At 59.5% G+C, this 25554-nt stretch carries 18 protein-coding genes; 16 read left to right on the forward strand and 2 right to left on the reverse strand.

The window, feature by feature from the left end; all coding sequences use genetic code 11:
* Positions 1-76: 76 nt before the first annotated feature.
* The 4 genes from ACJJU9_RS22255 (at position 77) to ACJJU9_RS22270 (ending at position 5042) form a co-directional block, all read left to right on the forward strand.
* Entirely contained in the window at positions 77-2203 is a 2127-nt protein-coding gene (locus ACJJU9_RS22255) for a TonB-dependent receptor (RefSeq protein WP_407729553.1), read from the forward strand.
* A gap of 96 nt (positions 2204-2299) precedes the next feature.
* Entirely contained in the window at positions 2300-3088 is a 789-nt protein-coding gene (locus tag ACJJU9_RS22260; RefSeq protein WP_048366533.1) for an ABC transporter ATP-binding protein, read from the forward strand.
* Complete coding sequence (locus ACJJU9_RS22265; protein ID WP_353231101.1) at positions 3085-4035, forward strand: ABC transporter substrate-binding protein; 951 nt, start codon at positions 3085-3087, stop codon at positions 4033-4035. Before ACJJU9_RS22260 ends, ACJJU9_RS22265 begins: the two co-directional genes overlap by 4 nt.
* Positions 4032-5042 carry an iron ABC transporter permease gene (locus tag ACJJU9_RS22270; protein ID WP_123751196.1) on the forward strand — a complete coding sequence of 337 codons (1011 nt, stop codon included), beginning with the start codon at positions 4032-4034 and terminating at the stop codon, positions 5040-5042. Before ACJJU9_RS22265 ends, ACJJU9_RS22270 begins: the two co-directional genes overlap by 4 nt.
* Here the strand turns inward: ACJJU9_RS22270 and ACJJU9_RS22275 are convergent.
* The gene (locus tag ACJJU9_RS22275) at positions 5039-8545 is read right to left on the reverse strand and encodes a DUF4329 domain-containing protein (protein WP_407729554.1); all 3507 of its coding nucleotides are present in this window, start codon (positions 8543-8545) and stop codon (positions 5039-5041) included. The genes ACJJU9_RS22270 and ACJJU9_RS22275 overlap by 4 nt on opposite strands.
* A 292-nt stretch (positions 8546-8837) precedes the next feature.
* Between ACJJU9_RS22275 and urtA the strand changes: the two genes are divergently transcribed.
* The 12 genes from urtA to ACJJU9_RS22335 all read left to right on the forward strand — a co-directional run bounded on the left by urtA (position 8838) and on the right by ACJJU9_RS22335 (position 20217).
* Positions 8838-10103 carry an urea ABC transporter substrate-binding protein gene (gene urtA, locus ACJJU9_RS22280; RefSeq protein ID WP_123751193.1) on the forward strand — a complete coding sequence of 422 codons (1266 nt, stop codon included), beginning with the start codon at positions 8838-8840 and terminating at the stop codon, positions 10101-10103.
* A 103-nt stretch (positions 10104-10206) separates the two neighbouring features.
* Entirely contained in the window at positions 10207-11709 is a 1503-nt protein-coding gene (gene urtB, locus ACJJU9_RS22285) for an urea ABC transporter permease subunit UrtB (protein WP_407729555.1), read from the forward strand.
* Positions 11709-12788, forward strand: a complete 1080-nt coding sequence (urtC, locus tag ACJJU9_RS22290; protein ID WP_048366538.1) for an urea ABC transporter permease subunit UrtC — start codon at positions 11709-11711, stop codon at positions 12786-12788. The genes urtB and urtC overlap by 1 nt, the downstream gene beginning before the upstream one ends.
* On the forward strand, positions 12785-13630 hold the full coding sequence (gene urtD, locus ACJJU9_RS22295) for an urea ABC transporter ATP-binding protein UrtD (protein ID WP_185059657.1): 846 nt from the start codon (positions 12785-12787) through the stop codon (positions 13628-13630). Before urtC ends, urtD begins: the two co-directional genes overlap by 4 nt.
* 101 nt (positions 13631-13731) lie before the next feature.
* Positions 13732-14430, forward strand: coding sequence for an urea ABC transporter ATP-binding subunit UrtE (gene urtE / locus ACJJU9_RS22300; protein WP_407729556.1), 699 nt, complete (start codon positions 13732-13734; stop codon positions 14428-14430).
* Positions 14431-14463: 33 nt separating this feature from the next.
* Positions 14464-15303, forward strand: a complete 840-nt coding sequence (locus tag ACJJU9_RS22305; RefSeq protein WP_153331959.1) for an urease accessory protein UreD — start codon at positions 14464-14466, stop codon at positions 15301-15303.
* A gap of 112 nt (positions 15304-15415) precedes the next feature.
* Positions 15416-15718 (forward strand): urease subunit gamma, encoded by a 303-nt coding sequence (gene ureA, locus ACJJU9_RS22310; RefSeq protein WP_048366542.1) that lies wholly within the window; start codon positions 15416-15418, stop codon positions 15716-15718.
* An 8-nt stretch (positions 15719-15726) separates the two neighbouring features.
* Positions 15727-16260 (forward strand): N-acetyltransferase family protein, encoded by a 534-nt coding sequence (locus ACJJU9_RS22315; RefSeq protein ID WP_407729557.1) that lies wholly within the window; start codon positions 15727-15729, stop codon positions 16258-16260.
* A complete protein-coding gene (locus ACJJU9_RS22320; protein ID WP_153331961.1) occupies positions 16257-16790 on the forward strand; it encodes an N-acetyltransferase in 534 nt (177 codons plus the stop codon). Before ACJJU9_RS22315 ends, ACJJU9_RS22320 begins: the two co-directional genes overlap by 4 nt.
* On the forward strand, positions 16787-17095 hold the full coding sequence (locus ACJJU9_RS22325) for an urease subunit beta (RefSeq protein WP_048366545.1): 309 nt from the start codon (positions 16787-16789) through the stop codon (positions 17093-17095). Before ACJJU9_RS22320 ends, ACJJU9_RS22325 begins: the two co-directional genes overlap by 4 nt.
* A 112-nt stretch (positions 17096-17207) precedes the next feature.
* Positions 17208-18908, forward strand: a complete 1701-nt coding sequence (gene ureC / locus ACJJU9_RS22330) for an urease subunit alpha (protein WP_407729558.1) — start codon at positions 17208-17210, stop codon at positions 18906-18908.
* Positions 18909-19086: 178 nt separating this feature from the next.
* Positions 19087-20217 (forward strand): ATP-binding protein, encoded by a 1131-nt coding sequence (locus ACJJU9_RS22335; RefSeq protein WP_407729559.1) that lies wholly within the window; start codon positions 19087-19089, stop codon positions 20215-20217.
* 20 nt (positions 20218-20237) lie between these two features.
* Here ACJJU9_RS22335 and ACJJU9_RS22340 read toward each other — a convergent pair whose 3' ends face one another.
* A complete protein-coding gene (locus ACJJU9_RS22340; protein WP_407729560.1) occupies positions 20238-25538 on the reverse strand; it encodes a dermonecrotic toxin domain-containing protein in 5301 nt (1766 codons plus the stop codon).
* Positions 25539-25554: the final 16 nt, after the last annotated feature.

Below are 25554 nucleotides of genomic sequence, written 5' to 3' on the forward strand. Positions count from 1 at the left end.
AAAACAATTTAAGCTCGATCACCCGCCGCCAGGAGGCAGCGGGCACACCTCCAGAAAAAAGCGACTCACTGCCCTAATGAACAAGTACCTGCTTTCCAGCCTTTGCCTGCTGGTGGTTAACAGCGCCCACGCGGATGACACCGCGCCGTCCCTGATGCTGCCTGCCGCCACTATCACCGCCCCTGAAATCGATGCCGAAAGCATCGACCTCAAGACCGCCACCACCGCCGGTTCGCGCCTGAACCTCAGCAGCCTCGAAACCCCGGCCAGCGTCGAAAGCCTGACCGGCGCGCAGATCCGCGCCCGTGGCGACAGCAGCGTGCAGGACGCCGTAACCCGCACCACCGGCATCAGTTTCACCGGCTCGCCGGGCAACGGCGGTTCGGCGTACTCGGCGCGCGGTTTTGTCGGTGAAGGCTCGGTCATGCAGCTGTACGACGGCACGCGCATGTACAGCGGCGCGGGCACCGTGACCTTCCCGGTGGACGACTGGTCGGTTGAGCGCATCGACGTGCTGCGCGGCCCGGCGTCGGTGTTGTATGGCGAAGGCGCGACCGGGGCGGTGATCAACGTGATCCCGAAAAAACCGTTCAGCGGCGAGATCGAAAACCACATCCGCGTCGGCTACGGCTCCTACGATCGCCAACAGCAGGCACTGGACAGCGGCGGCTCGCTGACCGACACCCTGAGCTACCGGTTGAACATCAACCACACCCAGAGCAATGGCTGGATCGACCACGGCGACTCTGAAAACACCTTTATCAGCGCGGCCCTGCGCTGGCAGGCCACGGATGATCTGGCGTTCACCCTGAGCCACGACTACGGCGACCAGGAGCCGCAAAACGACTTTGGCGTGCCGTTGATCAATGGCCGTTATCACAAGGGCCTGCGCGACAAGAACTACAACGTCAGTGACGCCAAGCTGCACTACAACGATCAGTGGACGCGCCTGAACAGCGAATGGCGGATCAACGACAACCTGACCGCCACCAACGAACTGTATTACCTCAAGGCCCAGCGCCGTTGGCAGAACGCCGAAAACCACGCCTGGGACGAAGCCAGCCAAACCCTGCTGCGCGGCGGCTATTTCAGCATCAAGCATGAGCAGGAACAGGTCGGCGACCGCCAGACCTTCGCGCTCAGCCATGACCTGTTCGGTCTCAAGAGCAAAACCCTGGTGGGCATGGACTACAACCGTATCCACTTCAATTTGCACAGCAACTCGCCGTACCACGACGTGGACGCAGACGGCCAGCCGATCGACCTGTACCACCCGGACCGCGGCCAATGGCAAAGTGCTTCGCCTTACCGCGACCAGTTCACCACCACCACGCAGCAGTTTTCGCTGTTCGCCGAAAACCGCACCGAGCTGACCGATCAGTTGTCGCTGGTGACCGGCGTGCGCCGCGACATGGTGCACCTGGACCGCGATGACTTCTCGGTGGACAACCTCACCACTCGCTCGGACCGCAGCCTGTCGGCCAACAGCTGGAAAGTCGGCCTGGTGTACGAACTGACCCCGGACACCTCGGTTTACGCGCAACAAGCCACCAGCGTCGATGGCGTCGGCGGTTTGATCAGCCTGAGCCAGAACCAGCAAAACTTTGGCCTGGCCCATGCGCGCCAGACCGAAGTCGGCTTCAAGCAACTGTTCTGGGACCAGCGCGGCGAGTGGACACTGGCGGCGTATCACATCGTCAAAAAGGATTTGCTGACCACTGACCCGGACAACTTCACCCGCAAGTTGCAAGTGGGCGAACAGTCCTCCAAAGGCCTGGAAGCCAGCCTTGATCTGCAACTGCCATACCGCTGGCAGCTTCAGGCCAACGCCGCCATTGTCCGTGCGCAATACGACAAATTCGATCAGGGCGGCGTGTCGCTCAAAGGCAACCGCCCCGCCGAAGTACCGCGCCGTACCGCCAACCTGTGGTTGAGCAAAGCCGTAACCGACGACGTGAACGCGGGCGCCGGTGTGCGCTATGTCGACGCGCGTTACGCAGACCTGGCTAACACCGCCGTGCTGCCGAGCTACACCGTGGTGGATGCCACCGTGAGCTGGAAAGCCCTGCCAAAAACCACCCTGGGGCTGCGCGTAAACAATTTGTTCAACCGCCAATACGCCTTAAGCCAATACAATGACGGCCAACAATGGATCATGGGTGAACCGCGTTCGGTCTTCGTTACGGCGGATTACACCTTCTAAGCACATCTAACCCCCTGTAGGAGCGAGCTTGCCTCGCGATCTTTTGATCTTTTAAAAGATCAAAAGATCGCTCCTACAGGATTGACCGGTAAATGCATGACTCAGCTCACCCTCACCAAACTCGCCTGGACGCCCTTGGGCCACGGCCATTGTCATCACCAGTTCAAGCTGCGTGATGCCAACCTGCACGTCGCGGCCGGTGAGTTTGTGGGGCTGATCGGGCCCAACGGCAGCGGTAAAACCAGCCTGTTGCGCTGTGCTTATCGCTTCAGCAAGCCCGAAGCGGGCGAGGTTCATCTCGGCCCGCACAACCTGTGGCAACAGTCGCCACGCTGGTGCGCCCAGCGCATCGCCGTGGTGCTGCAAGAATTCCCGGACGCCTTTGGCCTGACCGTTGATGAAGTGGTCGCCATGGGCCGTACCCCGCACAAAGGCCTGTTTGACGGCGACACCCAGGCCGACCGCGAACTGGCCAGAGACGCCCTCGAATCCGTCGGCCTGCAAGGCTTTGAAGACCACGCCTTCGCCACCCTCTCGGGCGGCGAAAAACAGCGTGTGATCCTGGCCCGCGCCCTGACCCAGCAACCCGACCTGCTGATCCTCGACGAGCCGACCAACCACCTCGACCCGCGCTATCAGCTGGAGCTGCTGCAACGGGTCAAGCGCCTGAACATCGGCACCCTGGCCAGCATCCACGACCTGAATCTGGCGGCGGCTTTTTGTGATCGGTTGTACGTGATCAACCACGGCAAGATCATCGCCAGCGGCACGCCGCGCGAGGTGTTGACCGTTGAATTATTACGCAACGTTTTCGGCGTGGACGCGCTGGTCGACGACCATCCACTGTCCGGCTACCCCCGCATTACCTGGATAACCCAACCATGAAGCTGATCCGTCTCGCCCTGTGCCTGGCTGCTGTATTCGGCGCACAACTGGCCCAGGCCGACGCCACGACCTACCCGCTGACGATTAAAAGCTGCAACCGTGACGTGACCTTCACGCAAGCGCCCAAACACGCAGTCAGCCACGACATCAACATGACCCAAATGATGCTCGCCCTGGGCCTCAAGCCGCGCATGGCCGGGTACAGCGGCATCAGTGGCTGGAAGTCGGTCACGCCCGAGATGAAGGCCATTCTCGATGGCCTGCCCGAGCTGGCCAGCAAGTACCCGTCGGTTGAAACCCTGCTCAATGCCAATGTTGATTTCTTCTTCGCCGGGTGGGATTACGGCATGCGCGTGGGTGGTGACCTCACGCCGCACACCCTCACCCCGCTGGGCATCAACGTGTATGAGCTGACCGAGTCGTGCGCGTTTGTGATGAAGCGCCCTCCAGCCAGCATGGAAGACACCTACAACGACTTGCGCAACCTCGGCAAAATCTTCGACGTGCAAGACCGTGCCAACGCATTGATCGCGCAGATGCAGGCCAAAATCGCCGACGTGCAAAAGTCTCTTCCGGCGTCAAAACCCCGGGTGTTTCTGTATGACAGCGGCGAAGACCGCGCCATGACCTCCGGCAAGCTGGGCATCCCCCACGCCTTGATTGAAGCCGCGGGTGGCGATGACATCCTCAGCGACATCGACGCCAGCTGGACCCGCGTTAACTGGGAAACCGTGGTCGAGCGCAACCCAGAGGTCATCGTGATCGTCGACTACAGCGAAGTCACCGCCGAGCAAAAACAGCGCTTTCTCGAAACCAACCCGGCCCTGCAATCGGTGGACGCCATCAAGCACAAACGCTTTATCGTCATCCCCTACGTGCAAGCCACGCCGGGCATCGACAACGTGCTGGCCATCGAAACCCTGGCCAAAGGGTTTCACCCACAATGATGTCTAACCGCTACGCCCTGTTACTGATCAGCCTTGGCGCACTGCTGCTGGTGTCATGCGTGGTGTCGCTGGGCTTTGGCCCGGCGCGGGTGCCGGTCGACGTGGTGTGGCACATTGTATTGAACAAAGTGTTTGGCCTCGGCGAGGTGAGCTGGAGTGCTGGCCAGGAGCACATCGTGTGGCTGATCCGCGTGCCGCGCATGCTGCTCGGCGCCTTGGTAGGGGCGGGCCTGGCGTTGATCGGGGCGGTGTTGCAAGCCGTGACCCGCAACCCGCTGGCTGATCCGCACTTGCTCGGCGTCACCAGCGGCGCGACCTTGGGCGCTGTGATTGTGGTGCTGCACGTGGGCGAAATCGTCGGCCTGCTGACCTTGCCCATTGCCGCCTTTATCGGCGCCCTGCTGAGCATGTTGTTGGTACTGGCCATCGCCAGCCGTCAGGGGCGCCTGGATAGCGACCGCCTGCTGCTGTGCGGCGTGGCCGTGTCGTTCGTGATGATGGCGGTGGCCAACACCTTGCTGTTTTTGGGCGACCATCGCGCCAGTTCTGCTGTGCTGTTCTGGATGCTCGGGGGCCTCGGGCTGGCCCGCTGGGAACTGCTGGCCGTGCCCAGCGCCGTGGTGGTGCTGGGGCTGTTTTTGCTGCTGGGCATGGCCCGCCCGCTGAACGCCCTGATGGCTGGCGAGCAAACCGCCGTCACCCTCGGCCTGAATGCGCGCAATGTACGGCTCAAGGTGTTCTTGATCGCCTCGCTGATGACCGGCGTACTGGTGGCCATCAGTGGTTCCATCGGCTTTGTCGGCCTGATGATCCCGCATATAGCCCGCCGTCTGGTGGGCGCTGAACACCGGCGTTTACTGCCGGTGTCGGCGCTGCTGGGCAGCGTGTTTCTGGTCTGGGTCGACGTCGCCGCCCGCACCCTGATCGCCCCCGAAGACCTGCCCATCGGCGTGGCCACAGCGGCCATCGGCGGGTTGTTCTTTATTGGCTTGATGCGCAAGCGTTAAAGCTCATCACGCAGCACCCCCGGCTTGGGCGTCACGGTGGGTTGCAGGGGGCTGGGCGTCGTCCACTCAAAGCCGCCTTCGGGTTCAAGTTCAAAGTACGGGTCGCGGTATAGACCGAGAGCAGGCCATGTCGGGCTGGTGACCAGCACACGCAGTTGCCCGGCCTTGGCCATTTCAGTGAGCATTTGCCGGGAGGTTTTGGGCAACGATGTCGGCTGGGCGTTCTCGACAAAATAGCCCGCCTCGGTGCGTTCAAACGCTTTTTTCGGCCCGCACATCTGGACTTCCCGGGCTTCATCCCCCGCCGAGTACAACAGCAGGGCAGCGTCATTAGTCGACACGTACACATGGACCTCGTAGCGCTCGTCACCGGCGCGATTGGCCAATTGCTCTATGGCCACCGACGCATAGCAAAGGTCCACGGGCCAAGGCATGTTCTGCACACGCTTTTTATCCGCCTCACTCAGCGCAGTGACGTGCCTGACATCACGCGCAACCTGCAGGCGCCGTACCGAATAACCGGCGGGTAAAATCGGTCGCAACGGATCTTCACTGGTCTTGTGCCGATGGCTGATTACGATCAGCTCGGCGGCATTGGCCTGCAGGCCGTTGCTCACCTCTGGCTGCAGCGCCACCCAACTGTCGCTACTCGGGTTGTGCAACGTCGCCCCCATGGTATTGAGGGTGTGAGGGCGTTTAAGTTGCCGATGCACAGCCCGCGCGGCGTCATCGGGGTGTGCATACACAGGGCCCAACGCCACAACCCGCGGATGATTTTGCTCCGCCAGCAGCTCTCTGACACTGGGCTTCCACGTCGCCAACACCGGACCAAGGTTGACCCACACGCCACAGGTTTTGATCACGGTCAATTCGCCACTCTGCGCCACCTCGCGGGCGTAGGTCACAGCGGTCTGCGCCAGGGTGGTCAGTTGCTCCATCATCCAGTTACCGGAATCGCGGAAAATTCCGGCCGTAATCAAACTTGAAATAGTGCCCGGCAAGTAGCGCAACAACGCCCCTGTTGCTGGCGCGAGGTACAGCGCCGGGTTCAGCTTCTGGGGATAGGCTTGATCGTCAAGGGTCGAGAGCGTGACCAGCGCAGTGGCTATGTCACGTGGCGAGATGAGCGCTTGATAAACAGCATCAGCCAGCAGGACAGCTGGCACTTGCGGGCCCGCAAGGTACATCGCGCAGACGCTAAAGCCTTCGGGCCACTGGTAACGCTGGGTCATGGCGTCGTAAGGAAAGACTTTGCTCAGACTCAAATACGTATCGGTATGCGGTTGCGTCGCAACATAGGCTTCACCTTGAGTGCTTTTCAATACAAAGCCGTACTGCACCTCTTTGCGTGCTCCTAGCTGAGCGCGGGCATATCGAACGGCATCCTGCTCTTGGGTAAAAATCGGGCTGCACGCAGGTATTCGCACAGCCTCATTTAAGCTATCGCCTGCCAGTGGCAACATCGACCGGGTAGCCACCACCCCCGGCGCGCCCCAACAGGCGCTGCCCTTGAGTACTTCCAGTGCGCCGGTGGCGGCTATACCGGAAATAAACTGGCTGGGTTTGAGCTTGTTAGCCCTCAAGCGTTGCTGAATCGAATTCTTGCGTACGTTCCACAGGTCTGCCGGAAGGGGCGTTAGCTGACTGAGCATGCGCAGCTCATCCTTCGATCCGCTGGGGGAATATTTGAGCAATGCGCCGTCTTGCGTCGAAAAAAAGCGAGTCTTGATCGAGCCTCGGTCGGTAATGGCTGCGCCGACCTCATGAGGCTCCAGCATATTTCGGTATAACTGTTCTTCTTGCGCTGAACGCCACAGTTGCAAAGGCCAGACGTGATGGGTGTGATACATCGCCACCGGGGTGCAGCCAGGCGGGGCAAATGACTGAACTTCAGGGGGTATCACGGTGTTGATATCAAAGGTTTCAGTGCTGACCGCCAAAGGCTCGCTGGCGACAAAGCGTTGGTCGGCGCGTTGATAGATAACACCGCCGAAGACTTTTTTGTCCCGCCCCGCTATGCGGGCATGGACATACAACGCGGCATCATCGGCACTGATAAAACACGGGCTCAAAATCCGCCGCGCAAAGTGCTTATAGGGCTGCCATTGCTGAGTGACACGCCCCGTACGGCTCCATAAATCGCTGGTGTACAACACACTCAACTCACCGGCAGCAGCCATGTCCGTGACATAGACCCATGATTTATAAAACCCCAGGCGCAGGTCGCCAGCGATCCTGATCCAGCCCCGATTATTTGTGGGGCTCAGAAACTGCTGTTCCGCCACCGAAAACGTAGACACGTACTCCAGAACGGCGCCATCTCGGACCAAAATGTATAAAGGTATCGCCCTGGTACTCTCAGTATCCTTGAGCTGGCTCACAGAACGTGCCGCCGTGATACCTGTCGCCATGAACATTGGGTCAATAAAGTGTTTGAAGACTGTGGATTCGTCTGCCGGCAAGCTGCTCTGCGGCCGATGTTGATTCTCGCCACAATAAACACCGACGATTTCAAACCCTTGCGGCAACACAACGTCACCTTGCGCGGTCGTAGAAAACACCAATGCCCTGGAAAAGACTGAAGTCGAGAGCGAAGGATCGGCTGATGCTTGCAACCCTATAGTCTCAGCGGTCAGAGGCTTGGGCTCAGTGGCGATAAACATCCCTGAAACCTTATTTTCAAGCACAAATCCATAATGGCTTTCGACCACGCGCTCAGTGCGATTGCGCACATAGTTGAGCAACGCTTTCAACGAGGAGGCGACAGGGCTGAAAGCCGGTCGCAGCATCGCACTGGGGATAACATCAAGGGTATTACCCGGTTTGTAGAGCTTGAAAGTGCTGTCTATCCTGCCCACTTTCCAGCCCCACACTTCAGAAGACTGGATCACACTTAATGTGCCCGCCTTGGCGGTTGCCTGAACCTCCCCTTCAACCGAATCGAAGGTCAGCCTTTGCGCTTGCGCATCCTTAAAAAAACGAGTCGCCAACGCCGCTTCAAACGCTGACCCGCTGGCCTCGTACTTCAGAAGCACACCGTTGACTGAAGACAAATAGTGCACGGGACTAAAGTAGGCGTTGAAATGGTTCAAACCAATATCAACCGTCGAAAAAAACTGCACCGCCGTATTGATTTCAGCGTAGCTCCAACCAGGCAGCCCACTTTTAAAGATCTCGTAATTATTGGGGTGCGAATGATAGAGGGCGTAGCAGGTATACCCCGGCGGATGAATAAACATGCCTTCAGCATTACTTGAAACCACAAGACCTGGGTCGAAGTTGTTAGTTTTCCCCCTCACAGGCCGGGTTGCAAAATATCGCCCTTGGGCGTCCTTTAAAATCATGCCGCCATATTCACCGGCGCGCTGATCGCCAATCAATTCATGGGCAAAGCGCGCTGCGTCGTCCGGCTCTATAAAAGCAGGGCTTAGTTCAGGCAGTTCGACATAGTTATTTCGCAGCTGCCGTTTGTAGCGGCCCGCAGGGTTTTCCAAATCAGTCATGGCATTCATCCTTGATTAAAGTGATCGGGTAAATTCGCAATCACTCCAATCATTCGCCTGAAGGCCTGTTATGGGGTGGTAATTAATTATTGGTCGACCCGTGTCGGCACCAAAGCCGGGCATCGCCGTGCACGCAGCCCATCAACAGGCCCCGTCATGGTGCGCAGATCTTTGCACCCATGCCCCAAAACCCTGCACTAGACGCCCTGCACCACTTCGGCACAGACCTTGCAAAAACCCTCCCAGTGTTCGTATCGACCCTTAAAACAACGAGACATCTGGAGATCGGCCCATGAAGCGTCGTAGCTTGATCAAAGCGTTCACCCTCTCGGCATCCATTGCCGCCATGGGTCTGACCTGGACGGTGCAAGCCGCCGAAACCATCAAGGTGGGGATTCTGCATTCGCTGTCCGGGACCATGGCGATCTCTGAAACCTCGCTCAAAGACATGGCCTTGATGACCATCGACGAGATCAACGCCAAGGGCGGGGTGAACGGCAAGATGCTCGAACCGGTGGTGGTCGACCCGGCTTCCAACTGGCCGCTGTTTGCCGAAAAGGGTCGCCAGTTGCTGACTCAGGACAAAGTTGCGGTGGTGTTCGGTTGCTGGACCTCGGTGTCCCGTAAATCGGTACTGCCGGTGTTTGAAGAACTCAACGGCCTGCTGTTCTACCCGGTGCAATACGAAGGCGAAGAAATGTCGCCCAACGTGTTCTACACCGGTGCAGCGCCTAACCAGCAAGCCATCCCGGCGGTTGAGTATTTGATGAGCGAAGACGGCGGCAGCGCCAAGCGCTTCGTGCTGCTGGGCACCGACTACGTGTACCCGCGCACCACCAACAAAATCCTGCGTGCGTTCCTGCATTCCAAAGGCGTAGCCGACAAGGACATCCAGGAGGTCTACACGCCATTTGGTCACAGCGATTACCAGACCATCGTGTCCAACATCAAAAAGTTCTCGGCAGGTGGCAAGACCGCGGTGATCTCCACCGTGAACGGCGACTCCAACGTGCCGTTCTATAAAGAGCTGGCCAACCAGGGGCTGAAAGCCACTGACGTGCCGGTGATTGCGTTCTCGGTGGGCGAAGAAGAACTGCGTGGCATCGACACCAAGCCGCTGGTGGGCAACCTCGCCGCCTGGAACTACTTCGAGTCGGTGGATAACCCGGTCAACAAGAAGTTTGTCGACGACTGGAAAGCCTACGCCAAAGCCCACAACTTGCCGGGCGCTGACAAAGCCGTGACCAACGATCCGATGGAAGCCACCTACGTGGGCATTCATATGTGGGCGCAGGCGGCTGAAAAAGCCAAGTCCACCGATGTCGACAAAGTCCGCGAGGCCATGGCCGGCCAGACCTTCGCCGCGCCGTCGGGTTACACCCTGACCATGGACAAGACCAACCACCACCTGCACAAGCCGGTGATGATCGGTGAGATCCAGGATGACGGCCAGTTCAACGTGGTATGGCAAACCCCAGAACCCATCCGCGCCCAGCCATGGAGCCCGTTCATTCCTGGCAACGACAAAAAACCGGACGCCCCGGTGAAAAGTAACTAACCCCCGTAATTCCCTGTAGGAGCGAGCTTGCCTCGCGATCTTTTGATCTGCCTGAAAGATCGCGAGACAAGCTCGCTCCTACAGATTGCGCAAGGCTAAAACTATGCCCACTGCCCTTTTTCGTTTTATCTGCGCACTCTTGGTGTTACTGCCACTGGGCGCTTACGCCGATGACGCCAGCGACTTCGCGGCGGCCAATAATTCAGTGCAGGCCCAACTCCTCGAAAGCTGGGCGGCGCAGCCCACCCCCGCCCGTGTTGAACTGATCAACAGCCTGCAACAGGGGCAAGTCACCGTCGACGGCCAGGTCAAAACCTTGCGCCTGAACAACCGTCTGCGCGGGCTGGTTGAGACCGCTCTGGCCAGCCACCAACTGCTGGCCGCCGACCCGAAACTGCGGCTGAGCGCCGCCCAGCAACTGCAAAAATCCGCCAAACCGGCGCAGCTTAAATTCCTCGACCAGCAACTGGCAGAAGAAACCGACCACGATGTGCACACGGCCTTGAGCCTGGCGCTGGCCAATCTGCAACTGGTCGATCCGGACCCCGCCGTACGCTTGAGCGCCGTGCGTTTGCTCGGTGAAACCGGCGAACCGCTGGCCCGCACCCGCCTTGAAAACCTGCTGCAACCGGACGTCGAAACCAACGCCTCGGTGCGCACCGCCGCCGAAACCAGCCTGGCCCAGGTCAAACGCAAACTGCTGATCGGCGACCTGCTCGGCCAAGCCTTTAGCGGCTTGTCGCTGGGCTCAATTCTGCTGCTCGCGGCCCTCGGCCTGGCCATCACCTTCGGCTTGCTGGGGGTGATCAACATGGCCCACGGCGAAATGCTGATGCTCGGCGCCTACTCGACCTACTGCGTGCAACTGCTGTTTCAACGCTTCGCCCCCGGCGCCATCGAGTTCTACCCGTTGCTGGCCCTGCCGGTGGCGTTTTTCGTCACCGCCGCCATCGGCATGGTGCTGGAGCGCACCATCATTCGCCACCTTTATGGCCGCCCGCTGGAAACCCTGCTGGCGACGTGGGGCATCAGCCTGATCCTGATCCAGCTGGTGCGCGTGCTGTTCGGCGCACAAAACGTCGAAGTGGCCAACCCGGCCTGGCTTTCGGGCGGGATTCAAGTGCTGCCCAACCTGGTGCTGCCGTACAACCGTCTGGTGATTATCGTCTTCGCCCTGGCTGTGGTCTTCCTGACCTGGCTGCTGCTGAACAAAACCCGCCTGGGCCTCAACGTGCGCGCTGTCACCCAGAACCGCAACATGGCCGCCTGCTGCGGCGTACCGACCGGGCGCGTGGACATGCTCGCCTTCGGCCTGGGCTCGGGCATTGCCGGGCTCGGTGGCGTGGCCCTGAGCCAGATCGGCAACGTCGGCCCGGACCTGGGCCAGGGCTACATCATCGACTCGTTTCTGGTGGTGGTGCTGGGCGGCGTCGGCCAACTGGCGGGCACCGTGTACGCGGCCTTCGGGCTGGGCATCGCGAACAAGATTCTTGAACCACAGATCGGCGCCGTGCTCGGCAAAATCCTGATCCTGGGGCTGATCATTCTGTTTATCCAGAAGCGCCCGCAAGGTCTCTTCGCGCTTAAAGGACGGGTGATCGACTGATGAATCAGCCTCTGATGCTTACCGCCACACAAAAAGCCGGGCCCACCGTGACCGCACTGGTCGGCGGCCTGATCCTGCTGGTGCTGCTGGCCATGCCGCTGCTCTCGCTATTGCCCGCCGACAGCCCGTTCCAGGTCTCGGCCTACACCCTGACACTGGTGGGCAAGATCCTCTGCTACGCCATCGTTGCCCTGGCGCTGGATCTTGTCTGGGGTTATGCCGGGCTGCTGTCGCTGGGTCATGGCTTGTTCTTTGCCCTGGGCGGCTATGCCATGGGCATGTACCTGATGCGCCAGGCCTCGGGTGACGCGTTGCCAGACTTCATGACCTTTTTGTCGTGGACTGAATTGCCGTGGTACTGGGTCGGCACCGAGCACTTCTGGTGGGCGATGTGCCTGGTGGTGCTGGCGCCCGGTTTATTGGCTCTGGTGTTTGGTTTTTTCGCCTTCCGCTCGCGGATCAAAGGCGTGTACTTCTCGATCATGACCCAAGCGTTGACCTTTGCCGGGATGCTGTTGTTTTTCCGCAACGAAACCGGCTTTGGCGGCAACAACGGCTTCACCAATTTCCGCAGCATCCTGGGCTTTGGCATCACTGAGCCCGGCACCCGAGCGGTGCTGTTTCTGGCCACGGTGCTGTTGCTGGTAGCCAGCCTGTTTGTCGGCTGGCGCCTGGCCCGCAGCAAATTTGGCCGGGTACTGACTGCGCTGCGCGACGCCGAAAACCGCCTGATGTTCTGCGGCTACGACCCACGGGGTTTCAAGCTGTTCGTCTGGGTACTGAGCGCGGTGCTGTGCGGCCTGGCCGGGGCGTTGTATGTGCCGCAAGTGGGCATCATCAACCCCGGTGAAATGTCGCCGACCAACTCCATCGAAGCCGCCGTGTGGGTCGCCCTGGGCGGGCGCGGCACCCTGATCGGGCCGCTGCTCGGCGCGGGCGTGGTCAACGGCATGAAGAGCTGGTTCACCGTGGCCTTCCCCGAATACTGGCTGTTCTTCCTCGGCGCGCTGTTTATCGTCGTCACGCTGTACCTGCCCAAGGGCATCATCGGCCTGTTGAAGAAACGGGGTGAACAATGAGGAACGTCATGCTCGAACCTGTACTCGACCCCAACAAGGACTCAGGCAGCGGCCGCGACGCCATCGGCTTGGGCCACACTGCTGGCAAGGGCCTGAACACCCGCCACGGCACCATCCTGACGCTCGAAGACATCAGCGTCAGCTTCGATGGCTTCAAGGCCCTGAACAACCTCAACCTGTACATCGGCGTGGGTGAACTGCGCTGCATCATCGGCCCCAACGGTGCCGGTAAAACCACGATGATGGACGTCATCACCGGCAAGACCCGGCCCACCGAAGGCCAGGCCTGGTTTGGGGAAACCCTGGACCTGCGGCAAATGAGCGAAGTGCAGATTGCCCAGGCCGGGATTGGCCGCAAGTTCCAAAAGCCCACGGTGTTTGAAGCATTGAGCGTGTTCGAAAACCTCGAACTGGCGCAGAAAACCGACAAATCAGTGTGGGCCAGCCTGCGCGCCACCCTCAGCGGCGAGCAGAAAGACCGCATTGCCGAGGTGCTCGAAACCATTCGCTTGAGCAGCTCGGCGCAGCGTCAGGCCGGGTTGCTGTCCCACGGCCAGAAGCAGTTCCTGGAGATCGGCATGCTGCTGATGCAAGACCCGCAGTTGTTGCTGCTGGACGAGCCGGTGGCAGGCATGACTGACGCCGAAACCGAGTTCACCGCCGAACTGTTCAAAAGCCTCGCAGGCAAACACTCGCTGATGGTGGTAGAGCACGACATGGGCTTTGTCGGCGCCATCGCCGACCACGTCACCGTCTTGCACCAGGGCAGCGTACTGGCCGAAGGCTCGCTGGAGCAGGTGCAGGCGGATGAACGGGTGATTGAGGTGTATCTGGGTCGTTAGATCAAATCCCCCTGTAGGAGCGAGCTTGTCTCGCGATCTTTTAGAAGATCAAAAGATCGCGAGACAAGCTCGCTCCTACAAAGGAATGAAGGAATCTGAACATGCTTCAAGTCGAAAAGCTGCACCAGTACTACGGCGGCAGCCACATCCTGCGCGGCCTGTCGTTTGAGGTCAAAGTGGGCGAAGTCACCTGCCTGCTGGGACGCAATGGTGTGGGCAAAACTACACTGCTCAAGTGCCTGATGGGCTTGCTGCCGGTCAAACAAGGCAGCGTGCAGTGGGAAGGCAAGACCATCACCACGCTCAAACCCCACCAGCGTGTGCACGCCGGTATTGCCTACGTGCCCCAGGGTCGCGAGATTTTCGGGCGCCTCACCGTTGAAGAAAACCTGCTGATGGGCCTGTCGCGCTTTCCCGGCTCCGAAGCCCGTGAAGTGCCTGCGTTTATCTACGAGCTGTTCCCGGTGTTGCTGCAAATGAAGCATCGGCGTGGCGGCGACCTCTCCGGTGGCCAGCAGCAACAACTGGCGATTGGCCGGGCGTTGGCCAGCCGCCCACGGCTGCTGATTCTCGACGAGCCCACCGAAGGCATTCAGCCCTCGGTGATCAAAGAGATCGGCGCAGTAATCAAAATGCTCGCGGCACGCGGCGACATGGCGATTTTGCTGGTGGAGCAGTTCTACGACTTTGCCGAAGAACTGGCCGACCAGTACCTGGTGATGTCGCGGGGCGAAATCGTTCAGCAAGGCCGAGGTGAAAATATGCAAACAGAAGGTGTGCGCGGGCTGGTGACGATTTAATCTGTCACTCTTTCCGGGTAAAAAGTCCTACATATGAACGTGCCTGCCAACACCGCGCTGTTCACCCCCAGCTGGCACGCCGAGCTGGCGCTGGGCTATGGGCGTTTTGGCGACAGTACGCGCCCGACCCTGCGCCGCCACCTCGGCCCGCTGCGGGTGCAAAAGCACCTGTACGCCGAAGGCCCCGAAGTGTGCCAGCACATCATCGTCCACCCGCCCGGCGGGATTGCAGGCGGTGACCGGCTGGACATCAGCGCCAGCGTCGGGCCCGATGCCTGGGCGCAACTCACCAGCCCCGGCGCAGCCAAGTGGTACCGCGCCGCGGGCCCGGCCTTCCAGAGCGTCGAACTCAACGTGGCCGCAGGCGCGACCCTCGAATGGCTGCCACAAGAAACCATCGTGTTCAGCGCGGCCCAGGCCGACATCAGCACGCGCATTGAGCTTGAGGGCGATGCCCGGCTGTTTTACTGGGACATGGTGGCGCTGGGCCGTATGGCCAGTGGCGAGCGGTTTGAGCGCGGGCATTTTCAGTCGCACCTGGATATTCGACGCGACGGTCAATTGCTCTGGCATGAGCGCCAGCGCATCGTCGGTGATGACGGGCTGCTGGACTCCCCCATCGGCCTGGACGGCAACCCGGTGTTTGCCACGTTATTGGTGACCGGTGAGATCAGCGCTGAACTGCTGGAAACCTGTCGCAGCCTGCCGAACCCGGTGCGCGGGGATTTGACCCAGTTACCGGGTTTGCTGGTGGCCCGCTGCCTGGCCACCGAAGCCTTGCAGGCGCGGGGCTGGCTAATTGAATTATGGCGCTTGCTGCGCCCGGCACTGCTGGGCCGCGAGGCGCTTGCACCACGAATTTGGAGCACTTGATGCACTCTCTGTAGGAGCGAGCTTGCCTCGCGATCTTTTGAGCGTTTAAAAGATCGCGAGGCAAGCTCGCTCCTACAGTCCCTATTTTTCTGATTTAAACACGGACTCCACCATGGACCTGACCCCACGCGAAAAAGACAAGATGCTGATCTTCACCGCCGGCCTGTTGGCTGAGCGTCGACTGGCCCGGGGGGTGAAACTCAATTACCCGGAAACCATCGCCTATATCTCTGCCGCCCTGCTCGAAGGCGCCCGCGATGGCCGCACCGTAGCCGAACTGATGCACTACGGCACCACCCTGCTGTCGCGTGAACAGGTGATGGAAGGCATCCCGGAAATGATCCCGGACATTCAGGTTGAAGCCACCTTCCCTGACGGCACCAAGCTGGTCACCGTCCACCAACCCATCGCCTGAGGCTGCCCATGTCTTACGTTATTCGTGATGCCGTCCCGGCCGACCTGCCGGCGATTCGCGAGATTTACAACGATGCGGTGCTCAACACCCTGGCGATCTGGAACGAGCAAACCGTCGACCTCGACAACCGCCAGCAGTGGTTCAACGCCCGCCAGGCCCAGGGGTATCCGATTTTGGTGATCGTCGACGATGCCGATATTGCCTTGGGCTATGCCTCGTTTGGTGACTGGCGGCCCTTTGAAGGCTTTCGCCACACCGTCGAGCATTCGGTGTACGTGCACCCCGACCAGCGCGGCAAAAAACTGGGGCCCAAGCTGCTCGCCGCACTGATTGAACGCGCCCGAGGCTGCGGCAAGCACGTGATGGTGGCGGCCATCGAAGGCGGTAATGCGGCCTCGATTCATGTGCATAAACAACTGGGTTTCGTCACCAGCGGGCGCATGCCGCAAGTCGGGATCAAATTCGGCAACTGGCTCGACCTGACCTTTATGCAACTGATGCTCAACCCCGGCGCACTACCACCACAGGAGCGTGGGCAATGATCACCGAACAACCGATTCAAGTCACCGCGGCCACGTTCGCGCAGTACCGCGAAGGCTTGATCGAGCTGCTGGTCGACGCCGTAAAGCACGGGGCTTCGGTCGGCTTTATGGGCGACTTTGACCTGGCCCAGGCCAATCGTTACTTCGACGATGTGCACACCCAACTGGCACAGGGCAACCTGCTGCTATGGGTGCTGGTCGAGGATCAGCGCGTGCTGGCCAGCGTGCAATTGGCGCTGTGCCAACGGGCCAACGGCCTCAACCGCGCCGAAGTGCAAAAGCTGCTAGTGCTCAACGAAGCGCGCCGCCGTGGTCTGGGCCAAGTGCTGATCCATGCGCTGGAGCAAGGCGCACGCGAGCAAAAACGCGGCCTGCTGCACCTGGATACCGAGGCCGGTTCACCCGCCGAAAACTTCTACAGCGCGCTGGGCTACACCCGTGTCGGCGAACTGCCCAACTATTGTCAAAACCCTAACGGCACCTACGCGCCGACAGCCATCTACTACAAAACCTTGAGTGAACCGCAATGATTCCAGGCGAATACCGGATTGAAGCGGGCGAGATCGAACTCAACGTCGGTCGCCGCACCCACACCCTCAGCGTGTCCAACCGTGGCGACCGGCCGATTCAGGTGGGCTCGCACTATCACTTTTTCGAGACCAACGACGCGCTGATGTTTGATCGCGGCGACAGCCGTGGCATGCGCCTCAATATTCCGGCGGGCACAGCGGTGCGCTTTGAGCCCGGGCAAACCCGCGAAGTGGAACTGGTGGAACTGGCCGGGCTGCGTCGCGTGTTCGGCTTTGCCGGGCGTGTGATGGGCAATCTGGATTAACCGCTCTTCCCCTGCGTAGGAGCGAGCTTGCCTCGCGATCTTTTGATCTTCCAAAAGATCGCGAGGCAAGCTCGCTCCTACAGGTTCGGTCTAACTGTCTTAGGAACGTGCAATGAAAATATCCCGCCAGGCTTATGCCGATATGTTCGGTCCTACTGTGGGTGACAAGGTTCGCTTGGCCGACACCGAGTTGTGGATCGAGGTCGAGCAGGATTTCACCACCTACGGTGAAGAAGTAAAGTTCGGCGGCGGCAAGGTGATTCGTGACGGCATGGGCCAGAGCCAGTTGCTCGCCGCCGAGGTGGTCGACACGCTGATCACCAACGCGCTGATCATCGATCACTGGGGCATCGTCAAAGCCGATGTGGGCCTTAAAGACGGCCGTATCCACAGCATCGGCAAAGCCGGTAACCCGGACATCCAGCCCAACGTGACCATCGCCATCGGCGCCAGCACCGAGGTCATTGCCGGTGAGGGCATGATCCTCACCGCAGGCGGCATCGACACGCACATCCACTTCATCTGCCCCCAGCAAATCGATGAAGCGCTCAACAGCGGCGTGACCACCATGATCGGCGGCGGCACCGGTCCCGCTACCGGTTCCAACGCCACCACCTGCACCTCCGGGCCGTGGCACATGGCGCGCATGCTGCAAGCCGCCGACGCGTTCCCGATCAATATGGGTTTTACCGGCAAGGGCAACGCCAGCCTGCCGCAGCCGTTGATCGAGCAGGTCGAGGCCGGCGCCATCGGCCTCAAGCTGCACGAAGACTGGGGCACCACGCCCGCCTCCATCGACAACTGCCTGAGCGTGGCCGACCTGTACGACGTGCAGGTGGCGATTCACAGCGACACGCTGAACGAGTCCGGCTTTGTTGAAACCACTCTGGCCGCGTTCAAGGGCCGCACCATTCACACCTACCACACCGAAGGTGCAGGCGGCGGGCATGCTCCCGACATCATCAAGGCCTGCGGTTTCACCAACGTGCTGCCCAGTTCGACCAACCCGACCCGGCCGTTTACCCGCAACACCATCGACGAACACCTCGACATGCTCATGGTCTGCCATCACCTGGACCCGAGCATTGCCGAAGACGTGGCCTTCGCTGAAAGCCGTATCCGCCGTGAAACCATCGCCGCCGAAGACATTCTTCACGACCTGGGCGCGTTCTCGATGATCAGCTCTGACAGCCAGGCCATGGGCCGGGTGGGCGAGGTGATTACGCGCACCTGGCAAACCGCCGACAAGATGAAGAAACAACGCGGCCCGTTGCCGGAAGACACGCCCGGCAACGACAACTTCCGCGCCAAACGCTACATCGCCAAGTACACCATCAACCCGGCCATCACCCACGGCATCAGCCATGAAGTGGGCTCGATTGAAGTGGGTAAATGGGCCGATCTGGTGCTGTGGCGCCCGGCGTTTTTCGGGGTCAAACCCACGTTGATTCTTAAAGGTGGGGCCATTGCCTCAAGCCTGATGGGCGACGCCAACGGCTCGATCCCAACCCCGCAGCCGGTTCATTACCGCCCCATGTTCGCCAGCTACGGCGGCTCGCGGCATGCCACCAGCCTGACCTTTATCAGTCAGGCCGCGGCCGACGCCGGGGTCCCGGAAAAACTCGGACTGAAAAAGCAGATTGGCGTGGTCAAAGGCTGTCGCGATGTGCAAAAAACCGACCTGATCCACAACGGCTACCTGCCCCACATCGATGTTGACCCGCAGACCTATCAGGTCAAGGCTGACGGCGTGTTGTTGTGGTGCGAGCCCGCCGACGTGCTACCGATGGCGCAGCGGTACTTTTTGTTCTGACAACCGGCTGCACTGAACAAAGCTGCACGCGATCGGACCCTCGCGTGCAGCCCTCAGTGATGCCGTCGGGGGCTTGATTTTTTGCCGCTCGGGACCAAGTTGGATGAAGGACGTTGTATGAAGGCGTACTATGCGTCACCTTTTTATGACTACCGCTCTCGCAGCAAGGTGTACGGCCATGCGCCTATCCCAGTTCATCGTGGAAAATGTTGATCGTATCGTCGATGAATGGGAGCAGTTCGCCGCCACCATTACCCCAGCCGCCGAAACGATGGACAGCGCAGCCCTGCGTGACCACGCCAAAGCCATTTTGCTGGCGGCTTCACGCGACATGGTCACGGCACAAACCGCCAGCGAACAACAAGCCAAGGCTGAGGGCGAAGGCCCGGCAAAAACCCCAAGCCTGGACCACGCTTCTGCCAGCCACGGTGAATTGCGCCACGCCGTAGGGTTTGACCTGGTGCAGATGACCTCAGAGTTTCGCCACCTGCGTGCTTGTGTCATTCGTCTGTGGGTAAAAAACGTCGAAAGCCCGGATCAGAACCACCTTCACGACATGATTCGCTTTAACGAGGCGATTGATGAAGCGCTGGCTGAATCCACGGCGGCCTATGCCGAGCAGGTCAATCGCTCGCGGGACATCTTCCTGGCCATTTTGGGCCACGATCTGCGCGCGCCCTTACAGGCAGTCAGCTTTTCCACCGAAATGCTCCAACGCAAAGCCAAACTGGATGACCAGGCGCTGACATACGTGGCCGCGATCAAAAATGGCACCCACTACATGGGGACGATGATCAGTGACTTGTTGCAGTTTGTGCGCAGCCGGCTGGGCAGCGGAATGCCCATAGAAAGGCGCTTGATGAATTTGGCTGACGCTTGCCAGAGAGCCCTTGAAGAAGCCAGCGCAGGTCAGCCCATTTGCACACCGACCCTGCACGTAGAGGGCGACGTTGAAGGTTTGTGGGACCCGAGCCGCATCGGGCAACTGTTACAAAATCTGATTGGTAACGCCCTGCAACATGGTGCCAGGCAGGGCGAAATCAACTTGAGTGTCGTGGGGAGCAGTGACGCCGTCAGGCTGTGCGTACACAACCTGGGCATTCCGATTGCTAAAGATGCACTGGGCTCTTTATTTGACCCGCTGGTGCGCAGCCCAAGCGAAGACGCCACATTACCCGGCGCGACCACCAGCTTGGGGCTGGGTTTGTTTATCGTTAAAGAAGTGGTCGACGCGCACCACGGCGAAATTACCGTGACCTCGACGCTAGACCAGGGCACGACATTTACCGTGGTGCTACCGAAGGCCTGAACGCCCCCCGGCTGCAAGGCTCAGGTGGCTTTACGGCCTGCGACCTTATCGGTCAGTGACTTCATTAAGGCGTCTTTCTCGTCCAGGAATGACTGGGTCATGGCGTCGTATTCAAGGTCGGTCATGGCACGACCATAGACAACATCCGCGGGTGCAATGCCCAAATGACGGGCCGCGGCATCGATGGATTTTCGCAACGCACGTTGTGCCAGCGCCGGCAATGGATCCGTGAGCCCCAAGGTCTTTTGATCACTCTGGTATTCAAATAGAGCCAAAGCCTTTTCATCCAGCGCCGCGAATCGGGCGCTGTTGGTACGCTCGATAAACTCGCGCCAGAACGGGATTTTAATCATCTGGTTACGCAATCCCTCCCCCTCTTCCAGCGCCAGCACTTGGCTGTACGCAGCGTCAAGCATGGCGGGGGTCACGTCGGGCTCGGCGAAGAACATTTCCAACTGCCAAGGCAGGTCCAGACGCTTGGCCAGCAAGGTGGTGTAGGCGAGATGGATCTCCACCTCGTCGATCGTTTTCAACCGATTGCCTTGAGCATCAAACTGGGGAATAACAAGGTCCTGCGCATCGTATTTTGGAAATGGGCGACCTTGCGCCCCTAACTCACGCACTCTCGCCCGGGCAATCCGGCTCAGTTGATCCAGACGAGCCCGACCACGCGCCAGATTAAACAATTCGAGCTTGCTCAGGGCCAGATCGATGGGTTCCAGGCGCAATGCCTCATACAGCAACACTTCGACCCCCATGGCGTTAAACACCTGCAGCCCGGCGTCCGTACAGGTAATAGGCGCATTGGCCATGGTGAACAGCTTTTCGCGCACGGCCACACTTTCATCCATGACTTCGAGCATCTGCCAGACCCGGGTTTCCATGTTGCGCTTAAAGTCATCAGGCCTGTTGCGCAGGTCATCCCCTTGCCGGGCCAGCTCATTGAAAAACGGTTCCGAGCCGTGCGCCTGTTCTAAACGGTCCCAAAGCGCCTGCTTCTCAGCCTTGTCTTTGACACCCGGCCCGCGGGTCCATTGGCGTCGCCCCTGCACGCCTGAAGGTGGGTTGATGCGTTCGGGGTCTATGCCGACAGAGGTTTTGTAGGCGTTGTATTTCTCCAGCACGGCATCTGAAACTCGATGGCGGCTCAACCGGGTTCTGGCCAATGTTCTGGCCTGATCAGAACCCGGCTCAACATCGGGAATGCTGGTCAGTTCATTGGCGGTAAGGTTCAAGCTGAATGTCTCGGGCCTTGGCTGATCAAACAACCCGGTCGGCCAGTTGCGCTGCTCGCATTGAGAAAGCTCGAGAACCTCCAGGGCAGACATGCGGCTGATGTCCGGAGCTAACCCTAACGGATTAAGCGAAAGCCCCAAACGTTCCAGCAGGGTCAATTCCCTCAAGGCGGCGATGCCGCTCTCTGTCAGTTGTACAGTGCCTTCAGTCAGGACCAGAAACGCCAGGTTGCGCATGGAGCCCAACGCCTCAGGCAGACGCGTCAGTCGATTTTTATCAGCTTGCAACGAGCGTATGCGCTCAAAATTTGACAGAAAACCATCGATCGAATCAGTCACACCGGTCCCATTGAGATTGATATCCCGGACATGATCAAAGTTGGCCTCCAGCGGTGGCAGCGTGCCGAGTACCTCACCCAGCCCTGGCACGTCTTCAAAATTGATGCTGAACCCCAACTCGCGGCCCGCTTCACGTACCGCCAGATGACTGGCCTTCTGCCAGACAGCGGTGAGTGTCTTGCGGATGTGCTGACGGAGACGAATCACCTGACCCTGTTCCCGTGTCAACCGTGGGGGCAGCGGCTGATCGTTGATCGGCGAACGGATCCATTGATTCAGGCTGGCATCCATCTGCCGGAACTCCTGCTCAAGCAGGCTGATTTTCTCTTCGGTGACCTCCCGGTGCACACGCTGGAACTCCAGGAAGTCGGTGTAAATGTCAGGGCTGGCCGGGTCCCAGCGGTGCTGCACGGTCTTCTCCGGGTACAGCGCCCTGAAGCGCTCTTTAAGCGCCTGAAGCTTGAGGTGGGCCGCTGCCTCGCCAACACCCCGACCACTCAACGGGTAGCCTGAACGCTTGGGCGACAGCCGAACTGGCGACTTGAAAAACGGTAATTCGTCGGGCGGTATTTTCAGCAATTGACGCAAGCGTGATCGTGTAATGGCATGCTCGCGTATCAATACTTTTAGCGCCTCTCCCTGACCGGTATGCGGCAAACCAATTGAGGTGCGGTGCGCATCCGGCAACGCGTACTGCAAGCTGGCAATAAAATCATCCTGCCCGTGCAAAGACTGCCCCTGTGAGTCGAATGTCTCGTAACGGCCATCGGCATCCCTGACCAACACTTTTCGCTGGCTGGCGTTTTCGGCGCCGTACTGGCTTCGCAGCGTGCCGTCGCGGTTGCCATCACGTACTTCAAGGCGCAAGTCATGCTTCCAGCCAGGCAGTGCCTCCAAAGAGTTCATCACCAACATCTCAGTATCGGCAGTGACCATCTCATCCAGGTAAAGCCCCAGATACGCCTGTTCAATGCGCATCGCGCGCTGGACGTGCAAGGCGTTGAGTCCGAGCTTCATCGGGATTTTGCCTTGCTGTAACACCGCTTTCTCAGCCAGTGACGCGTCAGCCAGCAAGCCGCGAATGCGCGTCGTGGTTAACCGCGGATAAGCCCGCTGAATCAACCTCAGCGCTGCGGCATCGGGGTCATTCTCAGGGATGACATCATTGAAGATGCTCTCAAACAAACGCCCGGCGTTATCTGAGGCGTGCGTGGCCAGTTTTTCCCTGAGCATCTGAACACGCTCCTGCTCCTCAAAAGGCACCGATTCGCCCAGCAACTGCTCAAGTTCGGAGCGCGAGAAGCGGTCGACCACCCGCTCGGGCAACTTTCCACTCATCAGCTCAACGTCGCTTATTTTTATGACGTCTGCTCCGGTGGCCTGAGCATTGCCAAACCGTTTGGCGGTCGTGAGCGGGCTCGCGGCCTCATACACCTCAAACGCGACGTTCTGTGGCCAGCGTGGTAATTCGAGGGTAAAGGTCACGGCAAAGGTGCACGTCTCGCGCGGCATTCGCCCGGCCAGGATGTGCGGGCCGACACCGCGAGCCTTGGAGTTGGCGGCATAGCGTTTGAGCGTGTCTTTGAGCGCGGCGGGAATGGGCTCGTTGTCAACGTACATACGCCGCAGATCATCAAAGGACACATCGCTAATGCGCAGCGCCTGCCTGAATTCAGCGTCGCTGAACCCCTCTGTCACAGTGCCCAGGCGCTGCCTGAGGGTCTCGTCACTCCAGGTCAGGGGCTGCTCGGTTTCATTCACCCAGACACCCTCGCCGTTGTGCCGGAACACCGGTTGATACGCGTCGCTGCGCGTGGGGTGCTGAGTCCGGTACTCACCGGTGACGGGGTCCGTGTTGAGTTCATAGTGTTTGCCTTCGTGGGGCAGGACCTCTTGCTCCCCGACCACGTGCAGACCTGCTTCATTGGCCCGCGAACTCGGCGGGACACCTTGTGAGCGCTCATAGGGTGCAAGCTCGGGTTTCCACAAGCGCGTCTTGCCGCCGAACAGCGTGATGGTTTTGAGTTTTTGAATGACCGGGCTCACCGTGTAATGGGCAACCACAGCTCCCGCAGCAGCAATAGCGAGATTTTCAATGACATCCGAGAAATGCGCCCAGGCGGACCGTACATCCCCCGCAGACCAATCAACGATGCCCTCTATGGTTTCGTGCAACAGTTGAACGGCCATGACCGACAGCATGACCAGCCCCAGCTCCGGCACGACGAATGACACCGTATTGAGCACCAGCGTAAACAAGTTGAAGTAGTGCGACGTGCGCCGGATCAGGTAGGCGGTATCGGCATCTTCAGTAGAAATAGCCAGGCATCGCCCATCCGCGAGGCTTTTCTTGATCATGACCTCCAATAAGTGTTGCCACAGATCCGGCTGGTACCACTCATCGCGAGGGTTCAGCGGTACCACGCCGACGTAAACCGGGGGCACAGCCAACAGTACCCGTGCCGTGTAGTCAGGCAGGTCCACTGGCGACTTGTCCCTGATACTCGACCCCGTCCCCGCTCCGCCTGGCGGCATGTGCGACGTGTATGTATGCAGGTCCACTGGCGAGTTAGCCCAATGGGGCCAGCGACCGTCCTCCGTCACCCTGCCGCCAGGCAGCGCCAAGGGCTGCACGGGTGCGTGGGTCAACGGCCCGGTCAGGCGGTTGTAATACTCCGGATGCTTGTTCTGGTCGATGAACTGGCTCAGAAACCGCTGATAAGCTGTGAGTTCAGAGCTTCTGGGTACTGTCAGGCGTTCGGGCGTCAGTTTTTTCGTCAAGTCGGCCTGAAAGGCATCATGTGAGGAGTAGTACTTGAGCGGATGATACGGGTCACCAGGGATCCAGACGATGATCCACGACGCGGGAAAGTATTTGATCCGCGGCTCAAACACCACACAGCCCCTGAGGGTCATATCCCACAAACGGACAGATCGGTACCAGACCTGCTTCCCTTCGATTCTCGCCGGCTGAGGTCCCGATATGACCACCAACAGCATCTTGAAATGCTCAACGGTGATATCACCCTTGAGCATGGCCACATAGGCATCGGCCATAAGCGCCGATTTATGGTGATCCATAAAGTGTGATTGCAGCAGGGACTGATAAATCTCGCTTTTTGAATCAAGAAAAGTCTTCAAGTAGGTCTGGTACAACGTGCCCAGGTCCAGAGATCGGCACAGCTGGACAAACGCCTGAATCGAGAGGAGCGTGACATACGGTTTGAAATGCCCTTGCTCATCGGGGCGCGAGATGAAGCCGGAGTCATCGGTGAAATGCCCCTCGCCGGTTTCGACCTCTTCAAAGTTGTGCAGCGCGGCCTGCAGCAATGACAGTGTGCGAACGCTAAAGGCCTCGGAAACGCCAAAATCGTCATTCTCAACAGTGCTGTAAAGCCGTAGATACACCTCGTTAACGTCCATCGTATGACCGATGTCTTTCAACGCGACCTCAAGCAGCGGCCTGGCAAAATCTGTGAGGGGCAGGATCTTGCCCATGGTTTTGTCGAGCTTGCCCTGCGCCTTGATCCGGGCCACGACCAGTTTTTGCAGCTCGACTCGCTGTTCGGCAGTCACCTTGGAGTACCACTGCACCGCCTCGGGATTGGCACCATTGAGCGCCTTGCGTCGAGCGGGTGAGAGGGTAATCAGGTGGTCTGGAATAGATTTTTTGATGAATTCATCGTGCTTGCCTTTGACAGCGACAGGCGGATTATCAGAAGGCTGGGGTGTTGGAGAATCGGGCATCGGGATTAACTGGATG

This window comes from Pseudomonas helleri, assembly GCF_045830615.1.
Taxonomy (GTDB): domain Bacteria; phylum Pseudomonadota; class Gammaproteobacteria; order Pseudomonadales; family Pseudomonadaceae; genus Aquipseudomonas; species Aquipseudomonas helleri.

Excerpts from the sequence above, each read along its gene's own strand:
- ACJJU9_RS22270 (WP_123751196.1), top strand. The coding sequence starts at position 4,032 with ATGATGTCTAACCGCTACGCCCTGTTACTGATCAGCCTTGGCGCACTG.
- ureC (WP_407729558.1), top strand. The coding sequence starts at position 17,208 with ATGAAAATATCCCGCCAGGCTTATGCCGATATGTTCGGTCCTACTGTG.
- ACJJU9_RS22265 (WP_353231101.1), top strand. The coding sequence starts at position 3,085 with ATGAAGCTGATCCGTCTCGCCCTGTGCCTGGCTGCTGTATTCGGCGCA.
- ACJJU9_RS22260 (WP_048366533.1), top strand. The coding sequence starts at position 2,300 with ATGACTCAGCTCACCCTCACCAAACTCGCCTGGACGCCCTTGGGCCAC.
- urtC (WP_048366538.1), top strand. The coding sequence starts at position 11,709 with ATGAATCAGCCTCTGATGCTTACCGCCACACAAAAAGCCGGGCCCACC.
- urtE (WP_407729556.1), top strand. The coding sequence starts at position 13,732 with ATGCTTCAAGTCGAAAAGCTGCACCAGTACTACGGCGGCAGCCACATC.
- ACJJU9_RS22335 (WP_407729559.1), top strand. The coding sequence starts at position 19,087 with ATGCGCCTATCCCAGTTCATCGTGGAAAATGTTGATCGTATCGTCGAT.
- ACJJU9_RS22255 (WP_407729553.1), top strand. The coding sequence starts at position 77 with ATGAACAAGTACCTGCTTTCCAGCCTTTGCCTGCTGGTGGTTAACAGC.
- ACJJU9_RS22315 (WP_407729557.1), top strand. The coding sequence starts at position 15,727 with ATGTCTTACGTTATTCGTGATGCCGTCCCGGCCGACCTGCCGGCGATT.
- urtA (WP_123751193.1), top strand. The coding sequence starts at position 8,838 with ATGAAGCGTCGTAGCTTGATCAAAGCGTTCACCCTCTCGGCATCCATT.
- urtB (WP_407729555.1), top strand. The coding sequence starts at position 10,207 with ATGCCCACTGCCCTTTTTCGTTTTATCTGCGCACTCTTGGTGTTACTG.
- ACJJU9_RS22305 (WP_153331959.1), top strand. The coding sequence starts at position 14,464 with ATGAACGTGCCTGCCAACACCGCGCTGTTCACCCCCAGCTGGCACGCC.
- ureA (WP_048366542.1), top strand. The coding sequence starts at position 15,416 with ATGGACCTGACCCCACGCGAAAAAGACAAGATGCTGATCTTCACCGCC.
- ACJJU9_RS22275 (WP_407729554.1), bottom strand. The coding sequence starts at position 8,545 with ATGACTGATTTGGAAAACCCTGCGGGCCGCTACAAACGGCAGCTGCGA.
- ACJJU9_RS22340 (WP_407729560.1), bottom strand. The coding sequence starts at position 25,538 with ATGCCCGATTCTCCAACACCCCAGCCTTCTGATAATCCGCCTGTCGCT.
- ACJJU9_RS22325 (WP_048366545.1), top strand. The coding sequence starts at position 16,787 with ATGATTCCAGGCGAATACCGGATTGAAGCGGGCGAGATCGAACTCAAC.
- urtD (WP_185059657.1), top strand. The coding sequence starts at position 12,785 with ATGAGGAACGTCATGCTCGAACCTGTACTCGACCCCAACAAGGACTCA.
- ACJJU9_RS22320 (WP_153331961.1), top strand. The coding sequence starts at position 16,257 with ATGATCACCGAACAACCGATTCAAGTCACCGCGGCCACGTTCGCGCAG.